Genomic DNA, 20,578 nt, shown 5'->3' on the forward strand with positions numbered 1-20,578 from the left:
GGCCGGGTTTCTTCAACATGGCCCACTGAATCACAAACCCCCAGCTCTCGCCAGGGGTTTGTCAGCAGTCTGAGCCCCGCACGAGGCGGGGCTTTTCAATGGAAAATGTCCGAATGCTCAGTTCAGGCGAGCCTTGACTTCGCCAAGTGCCTTCGCGAACAGCTCGCTCTGGGCGCCGGCGTCAGCCTTGGAAGCAACGACCTTTTCGGCAGCTGCAATCGCCAGATCGACGGCAGCCGAACGAACGGCGTTGATGGCGTCGCTTTCAGCCTGCTTGATCTTCTGTTCCGACAGGGCCGTGCGGCGCGTGACGTATTCCTCGGTCTTCTGCTTGGCCTCGGCGGTCAGCATTTCGGCTTCGCGCTGGGCGGCAGCGACGATGCCAGCAGCTTCCGCTTCGGCATCCTTACGCTTGCGCTGGTACTCGGCAACCAGGCTCTGCGCTTCTTCGCGCAGACGCTTGGCTTCGGCAAGTTCGTTGCTGATCTTGTCGGCACGGGCGTCAAGCGCCTTGCCAACCATGCCCGGAACCTTGAGGTAGGCAATCAGGACGAAGAACAGGACCAGGCCAACGAGGGCATAGAAGGTCGCATCAAGATGCATGGTTCAGTGCTCCTCAGTTACCGGCCGATGCCTTGACGGCAGCGACGATCTCAGCCTTGGTGACGGTTCCGCCGATCAGCTGCTTGACGACAGCGGTGGCGGTTTCTTCGGCGATGGCGCCAACGTCGGCCAGAGCCTTTGCCTTGATGTCGGCGATGCGGTCTTCCGCAGCGGCGATCTTCTTGGCGAGATCAGCCTCCACGGCGGTGCGATCGGCAGTGGCCTTGGCCTTTGCGGATTCACGGGCGTCGTCGGCGATCTTGTGGCCCTTGGACTTTGCCATTGCCAGTTCCTGCTCGTAGGAAGCGATGGCGGCGTCAGCTTCGCCCTTGAGGCGGGACGCTTCATCTAGATCCTGAGCGATCCGATCGTGACGGGTTTCAAGAATTCCGCCGATACGCGGAATGATGACCTTCGACATCAAAAGATAGAAAAGGCCAAACGTGATCGCGAGCCAGAGCAGCTGCGATGCGAAATGGGTCGAATCGAAGGGCGGGAACACGCCGGAGCCAGCCTCGCCTTCGTGGGCCACACCCGTTTCGGTGTGCACCTCACCGGCCGCAGCGGCATCGTGTGCTTCGGCGCCTTCAGTGGTGGTTGACTGGGCATAGGCCGCGGTCACAAACATGCTCACCTCCAGGTGCACTCAAGAATATGCGCGGCCGCGACCTTTTGAGGGGCCGCGGCCGAAACTCCAGCCGTTATTAGACGGCGAACAGGAGGAGCAGAGCTACGAGCAGCGAGAAGATGCCCAGAGCTTCCGTAACGGCGAAGCCGAATACGAGGCGGCCGAACTGACCGTCAGCAGCCGACGGGTTGCGCAGTGCGCCGGACAGGTAGCTGCCGAAGATGTTGCCGAGGCCGAGAGCCGTGCCGGCCATACCGAGGCAAGCGAGACCTGCGCCGATGTACTTTGCTGCTTCCGCTTCCATGTTTGAACTCCTTCGAATGGTGTTGCGGCTTAGGATTGTGCTTCCGGCGGAGGGCCGGCCGAAAGCAAGCGACTGTTATTCCTTAGTGGCTTCCGGGATGCACAGCGTCGTTGAGGTACATGCAGGTCAGTACCGCGAAGACATAGGCCTGGAGGAAGCAGACGAGGAACTCAAGACCGGTGATGGCGACGGTCATGATGAGCGGCAGGATGGCGCCACCGATACCGAGCGCGCCAAGGGCGCTCAGCGACGTGACGAAGCCTGCGAAAACCTTCAGCGTGATGTGGCCGGCGAGCATGTTGGCGAACAGACGGACCGAGAGGCTGATGGGGCGGGAAAGGAACGAGATGACTTCGATCATCACGACCAGCGGCAGCAGTGCGCCCGGCACACCGTGCGGCACGAACAGCTTCAGGAAGCCGAGGCCGTGCTTGTAGAAACCGTAGAGAATGACGGTGCCGATGACGAACAGCGCCAGCGCGAAGGTGACAATGATCTGGCTCGTGACGGTAAAGAAGTACGGGAACATCCCGAGCAGGTTCGCCGTCAGGATGAACATGAACAGCGAGAACACCATCGGGAAGAACTTCATGCCGCCGCTGCCGGCGCCTTCGCGCAGCATCGAGGCGATGAATTCGTAGGACATTTCGGAGACCGACTGAAGACGGGTCGGGATCAGACCGCGCTGCGACGTCGTCAGATAGAGGAAGCCTGCGGCAGCACCGACGGTCGCAACCATAAACAGCGACGCATTGGTGAAGGAAAAGTCAATTCCGCCAATTTCGATCGGGACAATCTTGTTGACCAGGAACTGGTGGGTCGGATCGTTTGACACCGCGCTTCTCTTTCGTTCTGCCCGCCCAAGAGCGGAAACCGTTTTCTTCGGGGCAACGCCTCAGTGGGCGTCTCCGTCCTTCTTGTCATTCCCAGAGCCGCCTCTTCCAGCATCCGGTGTCGCCACCAGACCGGCCGAGCGCAGCACATTCAGCACGCCAGCGCAGAAGCCGAGAAGCAGGAAGATAATCATGCCCCACGGCCCTGTACCCGCAAAGTGGTCCAAAAGATAGCCCAGAAACGCCCCAACAACGATGCCAGCGATAAACTCGCTGGAGAGCTTCATCGCCGCCGCATAGCCCTTGCGGCTTTCGGCGGCACGGGCTTCCGCTGCATCAGGCGCCTGAGGCCTTTTGGCCTCAATCTTTTCGCCGAGCTGTTTCAGCCGCGCTTCCAGACTTTCTTCAGGTTTCTCCGCCACGTGGCTACTCCCTTGTCGTCCTCATCCGGTCTCAGACCGTGATTTCGGTCATACAAAAGGCCTTGGTTCAAGCCACGTTTCGGCCCCATTTGAAGTCGCGCGCAACATAGTTTTAGGCATCCGCATAGTCAAGGCATGCGGGCCGCTTGACCGTGGACAATATTATTTCGAAAATTCAATGATTTACGCCATCCTTGCGAGATCGGCGCCAGGCCGATCACTGGAATCATGCGCTCGGTCGCCGGGAATCTCTGCCGAAGCCCCCCTGAGCCGAAAGACGGCGGAATCGCGTCAGACGCAGATCAGCTCCAGCCGCCGCCATAGGTTCGGTAGAAGATATGCAGGCCAATCTTGCCGACGCGCTTCATCGTCTTTGCCCAGGGCGGGTTGACGTAGGTCGCGTGGTAGTGGGTCGCCGAACCGACTTCCGGCAGCCAGATCTTGCCGGCGGTGACCGCCATTGCGACTTCCCTGGCGGTCTTCCAATGCGAACGGGAGTAGATAAGGTCACGGATCATGTCGCAGGCGAAGGAAAACTGGCAGCGGTTGCGCCACGCCTTGTTCTGATAGACGACGCCGCAGATGGTCTTCGGATAGGTCGGGTTGCGGACACGGTTGAGGATCACCTGGGCAACGGCGGCCTGGCCTTTCAGCGGTTCGCTGCGCGCTTCGAAATAGATGCCTTCGGCAAGGCAGGTCTGCTCCTCCTTGCTGAACACCGATCCGGGCAATGCCGTTGCCGCCCAGGCGTGATCATCAGGAGCGATATCAGGAATGAAGCGACCAGCGTTCTTGTCTTCACGCAGGATCGAATCGAAGGGCGATTCACGCGCATAGTCCGGCTCGGGCCGGACGTAAGCAGTCGCAAGAATGTCGGCCTTCTCGTTGGTCACGAGCTTGGCAAGCATGGGTGAGACCCCTGGGTCCGCCTTGGGCGGGGCCTTGCGGTAGAAGGCCGTGGCAATCTCGATCTCCTTGCCCTTGATGCGCGGTTTGGCAAAGACCATCTTCTCGCCCTCCTCAAGGCGCGGCTCCATCAGGGAGCTGGTGCGCTGGAGGATGGAGCCGGCAGTGAAATCCTTCGGCGGCGTCACCGGGGTCACGGCGACGATGCGGCCCTTCTTGCCGCGGCGGTTGACCCGGTCTTCATCGGGCGAGCCGGAATGCTTGGCCTCGGCGGTCAGCGCCACGCGGCTGCCGTCGGGCATGTTGATTCCGGCACCGCCATCGAGCGCGCCTGTTGTGATCGGATCGGCAAAAACCATCTCGACCTCATGGATCGAGCCTGCCGGCGACGGCGTCATATACATGCGCCAGCGTTCACCGCCGCGATTGATGCCGGAAAGAAAGGTCGCCAGGTCGGCATAGGCCGCAGCGGACGGGAAGCCGAGATAGAGCGCAAGGCCAATGATTGCAGGTGCCATCCACGCAGAAAGGTTCAGGCCATACTTTTGACGCAGGTTCCGTTTCTTACGCACCGACCGACTCCACGCAACGCTTGACTGTCAGGCACGGCATTGCTCGCGCCGGCGAGACGCCAGCGTCGGAGGTTCCGCGCGGGAAGCTTAGACAATGAGGCGGCCGGACACCCCGCCGGAACCGCTTCGTTCGAGCCTTGAAAATGAAGCATTAACCTTGATGTTTGGTTAATGCGGCGTCGCTGAAAGACGGGCCCCAGCGAGACGCAAGGCTGAGGCGCAAAGGACACGTCCGTGCCGGATTATTTCAGCCAGAAGCGAGAGCGACGTCGCGGATGACCTGCCAATGGTCCAATGGCTGAGAGCCGAGTTCGAAGCAGACCGAAACGTGGCCATCCGGCAGGTCTATGACAAGTTGGTGGAAGTTGCCGTATCCAACCAGGACGAAGCGCGCGCCGCCACAATCGATATCGCCGCGCTGGCGCGCCAGCTTGAGCAGTGTCGGATTGACGAGCAGTTCTTCGTACTTGTCGGATTCCGCCGCAGAGGCCCCAGCCAGCTGCGGCTTCTGGCGCAAGATAAGTTCGCCCTTTCGGTAGAGGGCAACATAGCGGATCGCATCGGAAACCGCGAAAATGCGATCGATCGGCAAGGCATCCGGTGAACTGGATGGCATGTTTCGCACCTCGGGTTTTCGCGCGGAGTTGCAACCGTGCTCGGTCAATCGTAGCGGTCCAGAGAACCGAGTCAATGGCAGCCGGGCGGACGCAGTTCGCCCTGCCCTGAGCTTCGGTTTCGCGCCCGGCTCAAGGCCGAGCGTCAGCCTGACCTAGATAATGACGTGCGAGCCGAGTTCGACGACGCGGTTTGTCGGCAGGCGGAAATAGTCCGACGGATCGATCGCGGCATTGGCGAGCGCGATGAACAGCCGGTCCTGCCAGTGCGGCATGCCGGACTCGGCATCCGGCACCAGCTTGCGACGGCCGAGGTAGAAGGAGGTCGACATAATGTCGAACTTCAGCCCCGACTTGCGGAACAGCCCGAGCGCCTGCGAGACGTTCTGCGTTTCCATGAAGCCGAAGCGCATTTCGAGCAGGGTGAAACGGTCCGACAATGGCTGCACGCTCACCCGTTCGGACTTCGGCACTTTCGGCGTGTTCGCGGTGCGGATTGTCAGGATGAAGTTCTGATTGTGCAGCACGTGATTGTGCTTGATGTTGTGAAGCAGCGCCGCCGGCGTCGATTCCGGATCGCTCGTCAGGAACACCGCCGTGCCGGGCACGGCAACCGGCGCATGTTCGCTCTTGCGCTCGATCGACTTGACGAAACTCGCCAGCGGTATGTCGATGTGGCGCGTCTTGGCATGAAGAATCTCGGTGCCACGCCGCCAGGTCCACATGATGATGATGAAGGTGGCGGCGATCAGCACCGGAACATAGCCGCCGTCGTGGACCTTGAGCATGTTGGCGCCGAGAAAGATGAATTCGAGCGCGAAAAGCGGCAGCAGCACGGCAGCCGCCCACAATGCCGACCAGTTCCAGCGCACCCGCAGGAACTCGAAGGAAAGCACGGTTGTCACCACCATCGCGCCGGTGACGGAGATGCCATAGGCGGTCGCCAGCGATTCCGACGATCCGAAGACGAAGACCAGCGCCATGACGCCGAACATCAGCAGCGTGTTGACGTTGGGCAGATAGATCTGGCCGGTGTGCGTTTCCGACGTGTGGAAGATCGCCATGCGCGGCAGGAAGCCGAGGTGGATTGCCTGGCGTGTCAGAGAGAAGGCGCCCGTTATCACCGCCTGGCTGGCAATGATCGTGGCAAAGGTCGCGAGGATGACAACCGGCAGCAGCGCCCATTTCGGGAACATCAGGAAGAACGGGTCCGACATCGCCTCGGGGTTCTGCAGCACGAAGGCGCCCTGGCCGAGATAATTGAGCGTCAGCGCCGGAAAGACGATCAGGAACCAGGCCCACTGGATCGGGCGGCGACCGAAATGGCCGAGGTCAGCGTAAAGCGCTTCGGCACCCGTGACCGTGAGGAACACGGCGCCCAGCACGATGATGCCGACATAGCCCTCACTCAACATGAAGCTGACGGCAAAATAGGGATTGAAGGCCTTGAAGATCGACAGGTCGTCGGCGATGTGGACAAGGCCGATGCCGCCCATCACCAGGAACCAGACAAGCGTGATCGGCCCGAAGAAGTTGGAGACGGCCGCTGTGCCCTTCGATTGCACGGCGAAGAGCAAGAGCAGGATCACCACCGCAATCGGCACCACATATTCCGACAGCGCCGGCGTCACCAGCTTCAGGCCTTCGACGGCCGAAAGAACGGACAGGGCCGGTGTGATCATCGCGTCGCCGATGAACAGCGCCGCCCCCGCGATCCCCATGAAAAACAGGATCGTGGCATGGCCGTTGGCCGACTTCATCAGAAGCGCAAGCAGCGACAGCGTGCCACCCTCTCCCTGGTTGTCGGCGCGCAGCAGGAACAGCACGTATTTGATCGTGACGATAATCGTCAGCGTCCAGATCATCAGCGAGATCAGGCCGATGATCTCCACGTCGGTCACGCCGTCATGGGAAACCGGACGCAACGCTTCGCGAAAGGCGTAGAGCGGGCTGGTGCCGATATCGCCGTAGACGACACCGATCGAACCAAGCCCGAGGACCAGCAGGCGGCGCAGATCCTTCGGCTCGTGGGAGGGGGCATGCGGTTGGGTCATGCAAACCTACTGGCCATCAAAGCCAGCCTTTCCAGCGGAAAAAGAAAAAGGGGATCACGGCCGATATCACCATCGCCACGAGCGCCCAGGGATAGCCGAGCTGCCATTCCAGTTCGGGCATGACGCGGAAGTTCATGCCGTAGACCGATGCGACCAGTGTCGGAGGCAACAGCACGACGGACGCGATCGAGAAAATCTTGATGATCGCATTCTGTTCGACATTGATCAGGCCGAGCGATGCATCGAGCAGGAAGGTGATGTTACCGGATATGAAGCTGGCGTGCTCGGAAAGCGACTGGATGTCGCGCGAGATCGAACGGCAAAGCTCGCGCGTATCCTTGTCTTGCTGAACTTCCGGAACGGTGTAGACAAATGTCAGCAGCCGCGACAGCGACGCGAGGCTGTCGCGGGTTTTCGCAACGAGGCGATGATGCCCGGCGACATCGCGCAGGCGCGCTTCGAGAAAATGCGGGGGCCGGCGCTTGGCCGCGGCCTTGTCGCCGAAGACGGCCATCGAGAGATCGTCGATCTTGATCACGGCCTCTTCAAGGATTTCTGCGGTGCGGTCGGCGATCGTTTCCAGAAGCCGCGTCAGGACGACCGCGCCATCGCGGCAACCGCCTGGAAATCGGTGCAGCGACGTCTTGAACAGGGTGAAGGACCGAGGTTCGGCGTAGCGAATGGTCACAAGGCGGCCAGCCGTCAGGATGAAGCCGACATCCGTCAAGCCGGGTATATCGGTGTCCGAACGGAAAACCAGCGATGCCGTCATGAACACGGCTTTCTCTTCAACATAGAGACGGCTCGAAGGCTCGATGTCCTTCAGGTCTTCGCGTGTCGGAATCGAGATGCCGAGAAGTTTCTCCATCATCAGGTCTTCCGCCTTGCTCGGCTCGAGTAGATCCACCCAGATGATGTCGGCGCGCAAACTCTCAGGCGGCTCTGCCGACGTGAGAACGACGGCAGTGCCATCGGCGCAGTAGCCGGTGATCATGCAATGGTCCTCGTCATGCCAATCCGCGTGCCCAACGGCGAAGGCGAAAAGTCGTGCGCCACAAAATACCCACAATAGAGATCCATCGGATGGGACGTTCCGCCAATCAGGACAAAGCTTTCAACTCAGTCATCGCGGGAGGCCAAAATCTCCGGCGAGAGGGCGTCAAGTTGGGCACCTTCGCACGTGCGGCAAGGCATATGGCGCAACGCGAACGCAAAATCAATGCCCCCTGTTTCCCGGCACCCGGGCACGCTCCGGCGTCACCCTATCGCATGTTTGCATCGTAGCAAGGACAAATTCGATTCGCGCCGGCGGGGTTGAGGCGACCGCGTTTGCCGACGATCATTCAAAGACGATGGTCGGCGCCGCGCGGCTCTTGTCCTGCTGTTGTGCGGAGATCTGCTCCCAGACCTTGGTGGCGATATCGCGATAGATGCGGGCAACCTCTCCCGTCGGGTCGGATGCGACCAGCGGCGTGCCGGCGTCCGACGTTTCGCGAATGCCCATCGTCAGCGGCACTTCGCCAAGGAACGGGACTCCGATGCGCTCGGCCTCCTTGCGGGCACCGCCATGACCGAAGATGTCGTAGCGATTGCCGGTATCCGGCGCGATGAAGTAGCTCATGTTCTCGACGATGCCGAGAACCGGGACTTCCACCTTGCGGAACATAGCGAGCCCCTTGCGAGCATCGATCAGCGCCAGGTCCTGCGGCGTCGAGACGATGACGGCGCCGGCCAGCGGCACCTGCTGGGCCATGGTGAGCTGGGCATCGCCGGTACCGGGCGGCATGTCGACGACGAGAACATCAAGGTCGCCCCAGGCCACTTCGCGCAGCATCTGCAAGAGAGCCGACTGGATCATCGGCCCACGCCAGATCATCGCCACTTCCTCGTCGACGAGGAAGCCCATGGACATGACCTTCAGGCCATAATTTTCCATCGGGCGAATGAGGCGACCCTCGATCTGCTGCGGCCGGCCGGAGATCTTCAGGAGGCGGGGCATCGACGGACCGTAGATATCGGCGTCGAGCAGGCCGACCTTGAGGCCATTTGCCTTGAGGGCCAGCGCCAGGTTGACGGACGTGGTCGACTTGCCGACGCCGCCCTTGCCGGAGGCGACGGCAATGATGGCGCCGACACCCGGGATCCCGGCCTTCGCCGGCGCTCCGCCGGCGGGACGCTGCGTATGCGAGTGGCCGGCATGCGATGGTGCCTGGGGCTGCGGCCGCTGCACCGGCGCGCCCGCGGGCGCCGCCTTGCGATCGGCTGTCAGCGCCACCATGGCCGCCTTGATGCCGGGGATTTCGCGCACGACCCGTTCGGCCGCCGCCCGCATCGGCTCCAGTTCCTTGGCGCGATCAGCCGGAACGGTGATCGAGAAGTAGGCCTTGCCGTCGGAAATGAAGACATCCGACACGAGCCCGAGGTCGACAATATTGCCTTCCATGCCCGGGCCGCGCACCGTGCGTAGCTTCTCAAGGACCACTTCTTTTGTGACTTCCGGCATGGCGCCCTCTCATTCTTTTGTTATCCCCTAGATAATCGAGGCCGGGCGCTTCGCCAATGCGACTTGATAGAAAAAGCAAGGGCCACCGCCCGCCCTGGTGTCCGTACATCCGGGATCACCTGAGGCGGGCAGTGGCCCTTTCGGTCGCGACCTTCTTGGGCGCTGTCTTCTTTTTAGTCCCCTCTGGACATGCCCTAGGAAATGCAGGATGCGTGCCAGATTCGACGCCGACGAGAAAATGTCATTATTTCAGTGAGATAACAGAAAGACGCCGTGGATCGCACGCTGTCGATACCTGCCCAGTTTCTGGGCAAGTGTCTGCAAAGCGTCCAATGATGGGGCAAGTCGGCACCGAAAATGAACGATCGGGCCACAGGGCCTGAGATGGCGAAAGCGCCGGCGACAGCCGATACCTCGCGCACAGGGTGCACATCGGGCGAACGAAGGGCGCGCAAGAAATTGCTGAAAGCAAGTACGCCGGAAACCGAGCGGAGGGTTAGCTGATATAGCCCTTCTTCATCGCCTTGACGACCGCCTGGGTGCGGTTCACGGCGTCGAGCTTCTTGGTGACGTGATTGAGGTAGTGGTTGACCGTGTGTTCGGACAGACCGAGGATGCCGGCAATCTCGGCGCTGGTCTTGCCGGCGGCCGTCCAGCTCAGGCACTGGATCTCGCGCTCGGACAATGCGGCACCGCTGGTCTTCCAGACCGAGCCGATCTCAGCGAGGCGATTATAGACATGGATTGCAATCATCTGCAGTTCCATGGTCACCGTCATCGGCAGCTCGACCAGCGGTCCCATCAGGATCACCGCGCCACGCCCGCCTTCGGCGTCGTGCACCGGGAAATAGCTTGCCTGGAAGATGCCGTTCTCGCGCAGCATGGCGATATATTCGGCAGCCGACTCCGGCTTGCCGCCCTCGCCTTCCCAAGCCTCGAGCGTGACCTGGAACGGAGTCGTGGTTTCGCGCAAGCGCCGCACCCCGGTGCTGAAGCGCAGCATCGACAGGCTGTCATACTTGTTCAGCAGTTCCGCCGGCATATTGGATATGACGGTGCTCGCGGCCAGACGCTCGACATCGATCGTCGGAATCGAACAGATCAGAAAAGTCTTGAAACCGAAGACCTGCGTAATCCGCCGCATGTAGCGGATGATGTCGAACTGGGTCTCAAGCTTTGCGATCTCGGACGCGAAATCACCGCCCCGGGGCAGATCTGCGTCAGTCATCCCGGTGGTCATCGTATCCTGCATTCGCGCGTTCCATGGCATTCATCAACTATCAAATAGACCGAGCCGACCGCCAATGCCAACAGATGTTCGAGATTCGCTGCCGTCTCGGCCCAAAAGTCTGTGTATTTCGCCTGTATAGAGCCGTCACGACGGCCAGCATCGCACGCGGTTCGGCCGAAACTCAATTGATGAGGCCGGCACGAACAGCCTTGGCGACGGTCTGGACTCGGTTGACCGAATCCAGTTTGCGCGTCGCGCGGTTCAGGTAGTGGTTGACCGTGTATTCGGACAAGGCGAGGATCTTCGCCATCTCGCTGGTGGTCTTGCCGGCAGCGGCCCAGCGCAGGCACTCCACCTCCCGGCGCGAGAGGCTTCCGGGAACGCGCCGGTCGCGATCGCGGACCTCGCTGAACTTGGCGAAAAGGACACCGGCCCAGAGGTTGAGCTCCTGCAGTTCGTCATTCGACACGACAGGACGGTCGCCGCCGAAAGCGATGGCGGCACGGTGGCCGTTGGCATCATGCACCGGCAGATAGAGGCCGCGTGGCATGTTCGCCTGCTCAAAGACACAGATTGCCGCGTCACCCTTGCCGTCGGACCGGCGGCGCGCCAGCTGATGGGCGTCATAGGTGAAAGGAATGGTGCTGCGGCGCAGGCGCTGGATCACCGGGCTGCCGTTGATCAGGCCGGCGCTGTCATAGCCCTGGAGAAAAGCCGTGGGGTAATTCGTCATGAGCGCATTCGAGGCCAGGCTGTTGCAGCCCGTTTCCGGCACGGCAAGCACCAGGAAGCCACGGAATCCATAGGCATCTGCCACCTGGGCAATCACGCGCCGGATGTCCTCTTCGCAACAAATAGGCCCCCGGACGGTGCGCCCGTCAGGAAGCGTCAACGACGATAAATTCGCACTGAAATCGATCATCTTCCGCCCTTCTCCACATCCGGTCCCAACAAGAGCCGGCCGCTGACGCCGCATGAAGATCACGTCAAAATTTCTACCAATACCAAAATCAAACCAGACTAAGACCATCCACGAACCTGAGTCTGATATATTAAAGCTATCGAGCTTGGAGCGCTACGTCCAGTCGATGTTTCTAATTTACCGTAAAGTGAATTCAAGGTCCACCGCGCCCCGGTCCAAGCCGGATAACGGCCTCCTCGCCGATCGCCTGCGCTGCAGCCCGCACGAGCGCCGCCCAGGCCATCAATTGCTCCATACTGACCCTGTAGGCTGGCCCCGTCACCGAGATGCCGGCAGCGAGTTCGCTACCGGGAATAGTGATGGGTGCGGCGACACAACGGATCTCAGCCTCGTGCTCTTCACGGTCGAAGGCATGGCCGTCGCGGCGGATCTCCTCGATCTCGGCCACCAGCGTTGCGGCCGACCGGTGCGTGTGCGGGGTGAAAGCGCGAAACTCGGTCTTGGCCAGAACACGCTCCAGGTCAGACCGGTCGAGCAACGACAGGGCTGCCTTGCCGATGCCGGTGCAATAGGCCGGCGATGCCTTGCCGATCTGCGAGCTCATCCGCACGGTCTGGCGGCTCTCCACCTTGTCGACGTAAACGATCTCCGCGTCGCGCAGGATGCCGAGGTGCACGGTTTCGCCGGTCAATTCGTGCAACCGCCTGAGATGCGGTTCGGCAACATCGCGAAACCGGTTGGCCGACCAGGAACGATGGGCAAGTGTCAGCAACCGAAGCCCTGGCTCGTAGCAGAGGTCACGCCGCTGGATCAGCAAGCCTTCTTCGACAAGATGGCTCAGCAACCGGTACAAGGTTCCGCGCGGCTGGCCGGACCGGGCAAGGATATCGGTGAAACGCTGCGGGCCGTCGGCCATGACGACGGCTTCGAGAACCGCCATCGCCTTGCCGAGCGTGCCGGTGCCGCGCGCCTCATCCATCCCGACTGTCGCCTCGTTCGTCATCGTCGTTTTCGTGTCTCCGCCAGAGGTCGCAACCTTGCCGCCTGACTTGACAAGCTAGACGCTTCGGCACGATAATTCCAGATAATAAAATCAAGTTCCAAATAATGGAATAAATTGACACATTCAACGGCCTTTGGGGGCAAAGAGGAAACATACCGGTGTCGAGGGTCCAATTTCACGACCTCAAGGACCGCTGCGTACTGATCACCGGCGGCGGCTCTGGGATCGGCGCTGCGCTGGTCGAGGGCTTTTTGCGCCAGGGTGCCCGGGTCGCTTTCGTCGACATCGATGAGCGGGCGAGCCGCGCGCTCACGGAACGACTTTCCGGCGAAACCGGTATAGCGCCACAGTTCATACACGCGGACCTGCGCGACATTGAGGCCCTGCAGGCAGCGGCGCTCAAGGCGGCAGACGTGCTTGGCGCAATCCATGTCCTTGTCAACAATGCCGCACGCGACGACCGCCAGGAACTCGACGCCGTGAGCGCGGCGAGCTGGGACGAGAGCCAGGCGGTCAATCTTCGGCATGTCTTCTTCATGAGCCAGGCCGTCGCGCCGCACATGCGCCTTTCCGGCGGCGGCTCGATCGTCAATTTCTCATCGATCGCCTACCTGCTCAACATGGGCGAGATCCCGGCCTATGCGACCGCAAAAGCGGGGATTGTCGGCCTCACCAAATCGCTCGCTGGCAAGCTCGGGCCCGAAAACATCCGCGTCAACGCGATCCTGCCCGGCATGATCGTCACTGAACGGCAAAAGCGGCTGTGGCTCGACGATGCTGCGATCGCCAGGATGCAGGAAAGGCAATGCCTGAAGCGCAGCCTGACGGCCGACGACCTTGTCGGCCCCTGCCTCTTTCTCGCATCGGACTGCTCCTCGGGCATGACCGCACAAATTATGATCATTGATGGAGGCGCACTTTGATGACGGCAGCCTATTATGCCGCGGTCGACTGGGGAACCACGAGTTTCCGGCTGTGGATCATCGGCGAGGATGGTTCGGTGCTTGCCGAACGCCGCAGCGGCGAAGGCATGACCACTGCGACGAAGGCCGGCTTCCATGCCATCCTGGAAAAGCATCTCGCTGCCGTCGATGCGCCCGGGCACCTGCCGGCCATCATCTGCGGCATGGCCGGCGCCAAGCAGGGCTGGGTGGAAGCCGGCTATCTCGACACGCCTGCAGCCCTTGGCGATATTGCCGCCCGTGCAGTCGCCGTGCCGGACATGGACCGCGACATCCGCATCCTGCCGGGCCTCGCCCAAAGGGACAAACGCCATCCCGATGTGATGCGCGGCGAGGAAACGCAATTGCTCGGCGCGGCCAGAGAACTCGGCAGCGGCAGGCACCTCGTCTGCATGCCGGGAACGCACAGCAAATGGGTTCGCCTCGAGGATGGTGCAGTCAGTGGCTTCTCTACCTTCATGACCGGCGAATTGTTCGATGTGATCTCGAAGCATTCGATCCTCAGCCACTCGATCGCGGACGCCCACGCCTTTTCCGGTGATCATCCCGCCTTTGCGGCGGCCGTGGCCGAGGCCCGCACCAATCCGGCGCTTGGCACCAGCCTGATCTTCGGCGCGCGCGCCGGGCAGTTGCTGCATGGCGCAAGCGCGACCGACGCCAAGGCGTTGCTGTCGGGCACGTTGGTCGGCCTCGAGATCGCCGGCGCGCTGGCTTCAGCCAGTACGATCGACAGCATCTGCCTCGTCGCCTCCGGTTCACTCGGTGCGCTTTACCATGCCGCCCTCGAAAGCCTCGACTGCCCGCTGCGGGTGATCGATGCCGACACGGCCGTCCGCGCCGGCCTCTCGACTGCCGCCCAGGCGATCTGGCCTCTCTGAACGAAAGACAAACTCATGACCCGCATCCCCTTCCCGCCGATGAAGTACCCGCTGATCGCCATCTTGCGCGGTCTCAAGCCCGAGGAGACCGAGGGCGTCGTCGGCGCGCTGATCGAAACCGGCTTCACCGCGATCGAGATCCCGCTGAACTCCCCCGATCCGTTCCGCTCGATCGAGACTGCGGTGAAAATGGCGCCGGAAAATTGCCTGATCGGTGCCGGCACGGTGCTGGCGACGGCGCAGGTGGAGCAGCTTGCCAATGTCGGCGGGCGGCTGATGGTGAGCCCCAACGTCGAGCCGGCGGTGATTTCCCTCGCAGCAAAGAAGGGCATGGTCACCATGCCAGGCGTGCTCACCCCGACCGAGGCGCTTTCGGCGGCCGCCGCCGGCGCGACCGGCCTGAAGTTCTTCCCGGCAAGCGTGCTTGGACCCGCGGGCATCACCGCGATCCGCGCGATCCTGCCGCCGGACCTCGAGATCGCCGCCGTCGGTGGCGTTTCCGACACGAATTTCGGTGACTACGCCAAGGCCGGCATTCGCAGCTTCGGCCTCGGCTCGAGCCTCTACAGGCCCGGCATGAGCGCGGCCGAAGTGCGCGAACGCGCCGTCGCAACAATCAAGGCCTATGACGCCGTCTACGGAGCACGCTGATGAGCGATACCATCCCTTTTTCCGGCAGCATCCTTTGCGAATCGACCTCGATCCTCGGGGAAGGCCCGACCTACGATCCGGCCACCGGCACCGCCTGGTGGTTCAACATCAAGGGCCAGGAACTGCATGAATTGCACCTCGAAACCGGCCGCAAGACCGTGCACGCCCTGCCGTTCCTCGGCAGCGTGCTGGCCGTCATCGATCCGTCGCGGCAGTTGATCGCATCCGACCAGGGCCTCTTCCTGCGCGATACCCAGACGGGCGCCTTCAGCCTCGTCACCACGCTTGAGGACAAGCCCGGCAATCGCTCGAACGATGGTCGTGTCCACGCTTCCGGTTCACTGTGGATCGGCACCATGGGCCGCAGCGCCGAGAAGGGCGCCGGCGCGATCTATCACGTGGTCGGAACGAAGGTGACGAAGCTCTACGACCGGGTCACCATTCCGAACAGCATCTGCTTTTCGCCGGACGGAACCGTCGCCTATTTCGTCGATACCGACATCAACCACCTGATGCGCGTCGATATCGATGCCGAGACGGGTCTGCCGAAGGGCGAGCCGAGCCTGCTTGTCGACGGCAGCGGCGAGAAGGGCGGCATCGACGGGTCTGTGTGCGATGCCGAGGGCCTGATCTGGAACGCCCGTTGGGGCAGCGGTACGGTCGATGTCTACCGACCCGACGGGGCGCGGATCGCGCGCTACGCCATGCCGACGAGCCAGCCGAGCTGCACGGCCTTCATCGGACCGAAAGCCGACCGCATGCTGGTGACATCCGCCTGGCAGGACCTGGATGAGGCAACGCGTGCGGCTGATCCGCATGCCGGCAAGACCTTCGACCTCGGCGTCAGCGTCAAGGGCCGGTTCGAACCGTCGTTCCGCCTTTAAAGCGGAACCTCTTGGCGAAGCGCCAATAAAAAGTCATACAATTCAGCCAGGCGTTTCATCGCATGGTGAGGAGGAAGCTCGCATGAGCGACAAGAAGAAAGAACTGCGCAGCCGCCACTGGTACGGCGGCACCGACAAGGATGGGTTTATCCATCGCTCCTGGATGAAGAACCAGGGATTTCCGGACCACGTTTTCGATGGTCGGCCGATCATCGGCATCTGCAACACCTGGTCGGAGCTGACGCCATGTAACAGCCACCTGCGCATCCTGGCAGAGGGCGTGAAGCGCGGCGTGTGGGAAGCCGGCGGATTTCCGGTCGAGTTCCCGGTCTCCTCGCTCGGCGAAACGCAGATGCGCCCGACGGCGATGCTGTTTCGCAACCTGCTCGCCATGGACGTCGAAGAGGCGATCCGTGCCTATGGCATCGACGGCGTCGTGCTGCTCGGCGGCTGCGACAAGACCACGCCCGGCCAGCTGATGGGGGCCGCCTCCGTTGACCTGCCGACGATCGTCGTTTCCTCCGGCCCGATGCTGAACGGCAAGTGGAAGGGCAAGGACATCGGCTCCGGCACCGACGTCTGGAAATTCTCCGAAGCCGTGCGTGCCGGTGATATGAGCATGCAGGAATTCATGGCGGCCGAAAGCGGCATGTCGCGCTCGCCGGGCGTCTGCATGACCATGGGCACCGCGACGACCATGGCCTCGATCGTCGAGGCCATGGGCCTGTCGCTGCCGACCAACGCCGCCCTTCCCGCGGTCGACGCCCGTCGCATGGCGCTGTCGCACATGACGGGAAAACGCATCGTCGAAATGGTGCATGAAGACCTGCGTCTGTCGAAGGTGCTGACCAAGAAGAACTTCGAAAACGGCATCATCGCCAATGCCGCCGTCGGCGGTTCGACCAATGCCGTCGTGCACTTGCTGGCGATTGCCGGTCGCGCCGGCGTCGACCTCTGTCTCGAGGACTTCGATCGCGTCGGCAGCCAGGTGCCGTGCATCGTCAACTGCATGCCTTCGGGCAAGTACCTGATCGAGGATCTTGCCTATGCGGGCGGCCTGCCGGCGGTGATGAACCGCATCCAGCACCTGCTGCATGCCGATGCGCCGACGGTCTTCGGTTTGCCGATCAGCAAATACTGGGAAGATGCCGAAGTGTTCAACGACGACGTCATCCGTCCGCTAGACAACCCGCTTCGGGCGGCCGCCGGCATCCGCGTGCTCAAGGGCAACCTTGCGCCGAACGGCGCTGTCATCAAGCCGTCGGCGGCAAGCGAGCATCTGCTGGTCCACGAAGGCCCGGCCTATGTCTTCGAGACCATCGAGGATCTGAAGGCGAAGATCGACGATCCGGACCTGCCGGTGACCGAGGACACTATTTTGGTGCTCAAGGGTTGCGGACCAAAGGGCTACCCCGGAATGGCCGAAGTCGGCAACATGCCGATCCCGCGGCGGCTGGTCGAAAAGGGCGTGCGCGACATGGTGCGCGTCTCCGACGCCCGCATGTCGGGCACCGCCTTCGGCACCGTCGTCCTGCATGTCAGCCCGGAATCGAACGCCGGCGGGCCGCTCGCGATCGTCAAGACCGGCGATCGCATCCGTCTCGATGCGATGAAGGGCGAACTCAACCTGATGATCAGCGAGGAAGAGTTTGCCGCGCGCATGGCCGCCTGGCAGGCGCCGCCGCAGAAATGGACGCGCGGCTACTACAAGCTCTACCAGGACACAGTGCTGCAGGCAGACAAGGGTGCCGACCTCGACTTCCTCGTCGGCGGTAGTGGCAGCGAAGTGCATCGCGAAAGCCACTGACAGCGCGGCTCGCCAACCAACCTCTGGAAGCTTCAGATACCCCGCCCATCCGGCGGGGTATTTTTATCCGGCAAGCGATGAGACAGGCAGAACGAAGCAGCAGGCTATTTCCCGCCTTGCCAGAAGTATCCGCAAGCACAATCACGAATTCAGAAGGAAACCGAGTATCATCATAAAATACTAAAATACATAAATTCGGAATGGATAATAAACTTCCGCGCGAAGCATAGATAACCTGCAGCAGCTGCCCCGAAAGACGATCAACCGGGCTTCAGTGCACTTTCGCTGCTGAATTTTTTGCCTGTTTTTTCGGAACCGTTCCTGAATCCGGGCGTTGAGACCGTATCACCGGTGCGGTGAAGCTGGCAAAAGCAGCCAGACCGCGCCTTGATCGACAACGTCAAGGAAAGGCAGTTTGACATGACCAAGAAATTCGCAACGACCGTCGCGGCCGGCGCACTTCTCGCGGGCCTTGCTGTCGCCCCGGTGGCTTTTGCGCAGGATGCAGCCAAGCCCCAGACAGATCAGGTGCAGACGGACCAGACGCAGACGATGCAGCCGGTTCCGGGCGCCGAGGCTCCTGCCGAGCAGATGCAGACGAACGACCAGGCACAGACAAAGCCCCCGATTGCCGAGGAACCCGCTGATCTTGCCAAGTCCGACGCCACCTATCTGACCGAGCAGGCCAGCGACCAGATCGCCGCCAGCACCTATATCGGCCAGACCGTCTACAACGCCGGTGACGAGAGCATCGGTGAGATCAACGACCTGATCATGAAGAAGGACGGCGGCGTCGAAGCAGCCGTGATCGGTGTCGGTGGTTTCCTGGGCATCGGTGAAAAGAACGTCGCCGTGCCGTTCGACCGCATCGCGATTGCCGAGCAGCCGAACACGGACGACCTGAAGCTGACGACGACAGAAACCGTCGACACGCTGAAGGCCGCGCCGGACTTCAAGACGAAGGCACAGCAGGTTGCCGAACAGAACGCCAACCAGCCGGTCGATACCTCGACCACGTCTTCGACCACGACGACGGCACCGGCCCAGCCGATGCAACAGGGTACCGAGCAGCCGCAGCAGTAAGGCTGCGGCTCAATACGCCTACCAAATACGCCTTCCAGCGAGCGGCGGTGCCGGGCACCGCCGCTTTCGCTTGACTTCAAACTCGCATTCCGCAACGCGAAGCATCATAGATGCCAGTGTGCATCGTGGCCTTATCGTCAGTACCACGCATCCGCCATGCTCTCCTTGCGACGCGTGACATAGTCTACCAGCGCCTCATCCATAGCCACGTCCAAAGGCGGCGCCTCGTATTCGGCAAGCGTCTTCTTCCAGGCGCGGTTGGCGCGGGTCGCCATGTCCGTCTCGCCCTCCTCGACCCATTTCTCAAACGGCTCATTGTCAGAGAGTGCGGCATCCCAGAAGGCGGTCTGGTAGTTGCGCATCGTATGGTCACAGCCGAGGAAATGGCTGCCGGGACCGACCTGGAGGAAGGCGTCCATGGCCAGCGTGTTGTCGTCGACGACGACGCCGGCGAGATAGGAATGCAGCGCGCCACAGAAATCCGTGTCCATCACGAACTTCTCGTAGGACATGGCAAGCAGACCGTCGACGAAACCGGCCGAATGCAGGATGAAGTTGGCGCCGCAGTGTACTGCCGACAACATCGACATCGCGCCTTCCTGCATCGCTTGCGCGTCGGGCAGCTTGGAGTTGGAGAAGTTGCCGGCACAGCGCAGCGGCAAGCCAAGCCGGCGCGCGAGCTGGCCGACGACCATGCTGCCGATCGCCGGCTCCGGCGTGCCGAAGGTCGGCGAGCCCGAACGCAACGACATGGATGACAGGAAGTTGCCGAAGATCACCGGCGCGCCCTTGCGCTCTAGCTGGGTCAGCGCACAGCCGGCAAGCGTCTCGGCATAGGACTGGGCAATCGCGCCGGCATTGGTAACCGGCCCCATGGCGCCGCCGAGGATGAAGGGCACGATCACCGCCGCCTGGTTGGCCCGCGCATAGGCGCGCAGCGACTTCGTCATCGTCCCGTCCCAGACGAGCGGCGAGTTGACGTTGACATTGCCGAGGATGACGCAGTTCTGGTCGACGAAATCGCGACCGAAGAGGATGCGCGCCATCTCGATCGAATCTTCTGCCCGATCTTCGGCAGTGATCGACCCCATGAAGGCACGATCCGAATACTTGATATGGCTGTAGACCATGTCGAGGTGGCGCTTGTTGACCGGCACGTCGACCGGCTCGCAGATGGTACCACCGGAATGGTGCAGCCAGGGGCTCGACTGGGCGAGCTTGATCAAATTGCGGAAGTCCTCGATCGTGCCGTAACGCCGGCCCTTGTCGAGATCCATGACGAAAGGAGAGCCGTAGGCCGGCGAGAAGACCACGTTGTTGCCGCCGATCTCGACATTGCGCGCCGGGTTGCGCGCATGCTGGGTGAACTGCCGCGGCGCGGAGGCCACGATCTCCTTCAGCATCCCAGGCTCGAAGGTCACCCGCACACCATCAACCTTTGCGCCAGCGCGCCTCCAGTGGTCGAGCGAGACTGGGTCGTCGCGGAACTCGATGCCGACTTCTGCCAGGATGCGATCGGCGACTGCCTCGATCCGCAACAGACTTTCCTCACCGAGAATATCGTAGGTGGGGATGTTTCTGATGATGTAGGGAACGCCGAGGCTTCGACCGACACCCTCGCGCCGCTGTGAACGTGCGCCCCGCGTCCGTCTCGGTGCCGTCTCGGTTGCTGCCAATGCCGTATCCATTCTTACATCCTCCCATCACCTGAGATGATG

At 61.9% G+C, this 20,578-nt stretch carries 20 protein-coding genes; 6 read left to right on the forward strand and 14 right to left on the reverse strand.

Annotated elements, in window-relative coordinates:
* Nucleotides 1-117: 117 nt before the first annotated feature.
* The 13 genes from MKZ91_RS07010 to MKZ91_RS07070 form a co-directional block, all read right to left on the reverse strand.
* Nucleotides 118-603 carry a F0F1 ATP synthase subunit B gene (locus MKZ91_RS07010; RefSeq protein ID WP_336169418.1) on the reverse strand — a complete coding sequence of 162 codons (486 nt, stop codon included), beginning with the start codon at nt 601-603 and terminating at the stop codon, nt 118-120.
* A 13-nt stretch (nt 604-616) separates the two neighbouring features.
* Nucleotides 617-1,231, reverse strand: coding sequence for a F0F1 ATP synthase subunit B (locus MKZ91_RS07015; protein ID WP_336169420.1), 615 nt, complete (start codon nt 1,229-1,231; stop codon nt 617-619).
* A gap of 76 nt (nt 1,232-1,307) precedes the next feature.
* The gene (locus MKZ91_RS07020) at nt 1,308-1,535 is read right to left on the reverse strand and encodes a F0F1 ATP synthase subunit C (RefSeq protein WP_025426100.1); all 228 of its coding nucleotides are present in this window, start codon (nt 1,533-1,535) and stop codon (nt 1,308-1,310) included.
* Between the two features lie 82 nt (nt 1,536-1,617).
* Nucleotides 1,618-2,370: a F0F1 ATP synthase subunit A gene (locus MKZ91_RS07025; protein WP_336169429.1), complete on the reverse strand. Its 753-nt coding sequence runs from the start codon at nt 2,368-2,370 to the stop codon at nt 1,618-1,620.
* A gap of 60 nt (nt 2,371-2,430) precedes the next feature.
* Nucleotides 2,431-2,790, reverse strand: a complete 360-nt coding sequence (locus MKZ91_RS07030; protein WP_336169431.1) for an AtpZ/AtpI family protein — start codon at nt 2,788-2,790, stop codon at nt 2,431-2,433.
* 302 nt (nt 2,791-3,092) lie between these two features.
* On the reverse strand, nt 3,093-4,214 hold the full coding sequence (locus tag MKZ91_RS07035; protein WP_336170035.1) for a cell wall hydrolase: 1,122 nt from the start codon (nt 4,212-4,214) through the stop codon (nt 3,093-3,095).
* A 301-nt stretch (nt 4,215-4,515) separates the two neighbouring features.
* Nucleotides 4,516-4,884, reverse strand: coding sequence for a hypothetical protein (locus MKZ91_RS07040; RefSeq protein ID WP_336169433.1), 369 nt, complete (start codon nt 4,882-4,884; stop codon nt 4,516-4,518).
* Between the two features lie 153 nt (nt 4,885-5,037).
* Entirely contained in the window at nt 5,038-6,936 is a 1,899-nt protein-coding gene (locus MKZ91_RS07045) for a potassium transporter Kup (protein WP_336169435.1), read from the reverse strand.
* A 16-nt stretch (nt 6,937-6,952) separates the two neighbouring features.
* On the reverse strand, nt 6,953-7,930 hold the full coding sequence (locus MKZ91_RS07050; RefSeq protein ID WP_336169437.1) for a magnesium transporter CorA family protein: 978 nt from the start codon (nt 7,928-7,930) through the stop codon (nt 6,953-6,955).
* A 345-nt stretch (nt 7,931-8,275) separates the two neighbouring features.
* Nucleotides 8,276-9,439 (reverse strand): Mrp/NBP35 family ATP-binding protein, encoded by a 1,164-nt coding sequence (locus MKZ91_RS07055; protein WP_336169439.1) that lies wholly within the window; start codon nt 9,437-9,439, stop codon nt 8,276-8,278.
* 496 nt (nt 9,440-9,935) lie between these two features.
* Nucleotides 9,936-10,709: a LuxR family transcriptional regulator gene (locus tag MKZ91_RS07060; RefSeq protein WP_442892209.1), complete on the reverse strand. Its 774-nt coding sequence runs from the start codon at nt 10,707-10,709 to the stop codon at nt 9,936-9,938.
* 142 nt (nt 10,710-10,851) lie between these two features.
* Nucleotides 10,852-11,592, reverse strand: a complete 741-nt coding sequence (locus MKZ91_RS07065; protein ID WP_336169444.1) for a LuxR family transcriptional regulator — start codon at nt 11,590-11,592, stop codon at nt 10,852-10,854.
* A gap of 193 nt (nt 11,593-11,785) precedes the next feature.
* Complete coding sequence (locus MKZ91_RS07070) at nt 11,786-12,595, reverse strand: IclR family transcriptional regulator (RefSeq protein WP_336169446.1); 810 nt, start codon at nt 12,593-12,595, stop codon at nt 11,786-11,788.
* 152 nt (nt 12,596-12,747) lie between these two features.
* Here MKZ91_RS07070 and MKZ91_RS07075 point away from each other — a divergent pair, with 152 nt between their 5' ends.
* The 6 genes from MKZ91_RS07075 (at nt 12,748) to MKZ91_RS07100 (ending at nt 18,860) form a co-directional block, all read left to right on the forward strand.
* Entirely contained in the window at nt 12,748-13,518 is a 771-nt protein-coding gene (locus MKZ91_RS07075) for an SDR family NAD(P)-dependent oxidoreductase (protein ID WP_442892217.1), read from the forward strand.
* A complete protein-coding gene (locus tag MKZ91_RS07080) occupies nt 13,518-14,435 on the forward strand; it encodes a 2-dehydro-3-deoxygalactonokinase (RefSeq protein WP_336169451.1) in 918 nt (305 codons plus the stop codon). The genes MKZ91_RS07075 and MKZ91_RS07080 overlap by 1 nt, the downstream gene beginning before the upstream one ends.
* Nucleotides 14,436-14,450: 15 nt before the next feature.
* Nucleotides 14,451-15,086 carry a 2-dehydro-3-deoxy-6-phosphogalactonate aldolase gene (locus MKZ91_RS07085; RefSeq protein WP_336169453.1) on the forward strand — a complete coding sequence of 212 codons (636 nt, stop codon included), beginning with the start codon at nt 14,451-14,453 and terminating at the stop codon, nt 15,084-15,086.
* On the forward strand, nt 15,086-15,970 hold the full coding sequence (locus tag MKZ91_RS07090; RefSeq protein WP_336169455.1) for an SMP-30/gluconolactonase/LRE family protein: 885 nt from the start codon (nt 15,086-15,088) through the stop codon (nt 15,968-15,970). The genes MKZ91_RS07085 and MKZ91_RS07090 overlap by 1 nt, the downstream gene beginning before the upstream one ends.
* A gap of 82 nt (nt 15,971-16,052) precedes the next feature.
* Nucleotides 16,053-17,777 carry an IlvD/Edd family dehydratase gene (locus tag MKZ91_RS07095; protein ID WP_336169457.1) on the forward strand — a complete coding sequence of 575 codons (1,725 nt, stop codon included), beginning with the start codon at nt 16,053-16,055 and terminating at the stop codon, nt 17,775-17,777.
* Between the two features lie 420 nt (nt 17,778-18,197).
* Nucleotides 18,198-18,860: a PRC-barrel domain-containing protein gene (locus MKZ91_RS07100; RefSeq protein ID WP_336169459.1), complete on the forward strand. Its 663-nt coding sequence runs from the start codon at nt 18,198-18,200 to the stop codon at nt 18,858-18,860.
* Between the two features lie 137 nt (nt 18,861-18,997).
* On the opposite strand, the gene MKZ91_RS07105 is transcribed toward MKZ91_RS07100, so the two are convergent.
* Nucleotides 18,998-20,548 (reverse strand): trimethylamine methyltransferase family protein, encoded by a 1,551-nt coding sequence (locus tag MKZ91_RS07105; protein WP_336169461.1) that lies wholly within the window; start codon nt 20,546-20,548, stop codon nt 18,998-19,000.
* Nucleotides 20,549-20,578: the final 30 nt, after the last annotated feature.

The organism is Ensifer sp. MJa1 (genome assembly GCF_037026475.1).
Lineage (GTDB): Bacteria > Pseudomonadota > Alphaproteobacteria > Rhizobiales > Rhizobiaceae > Ensifer.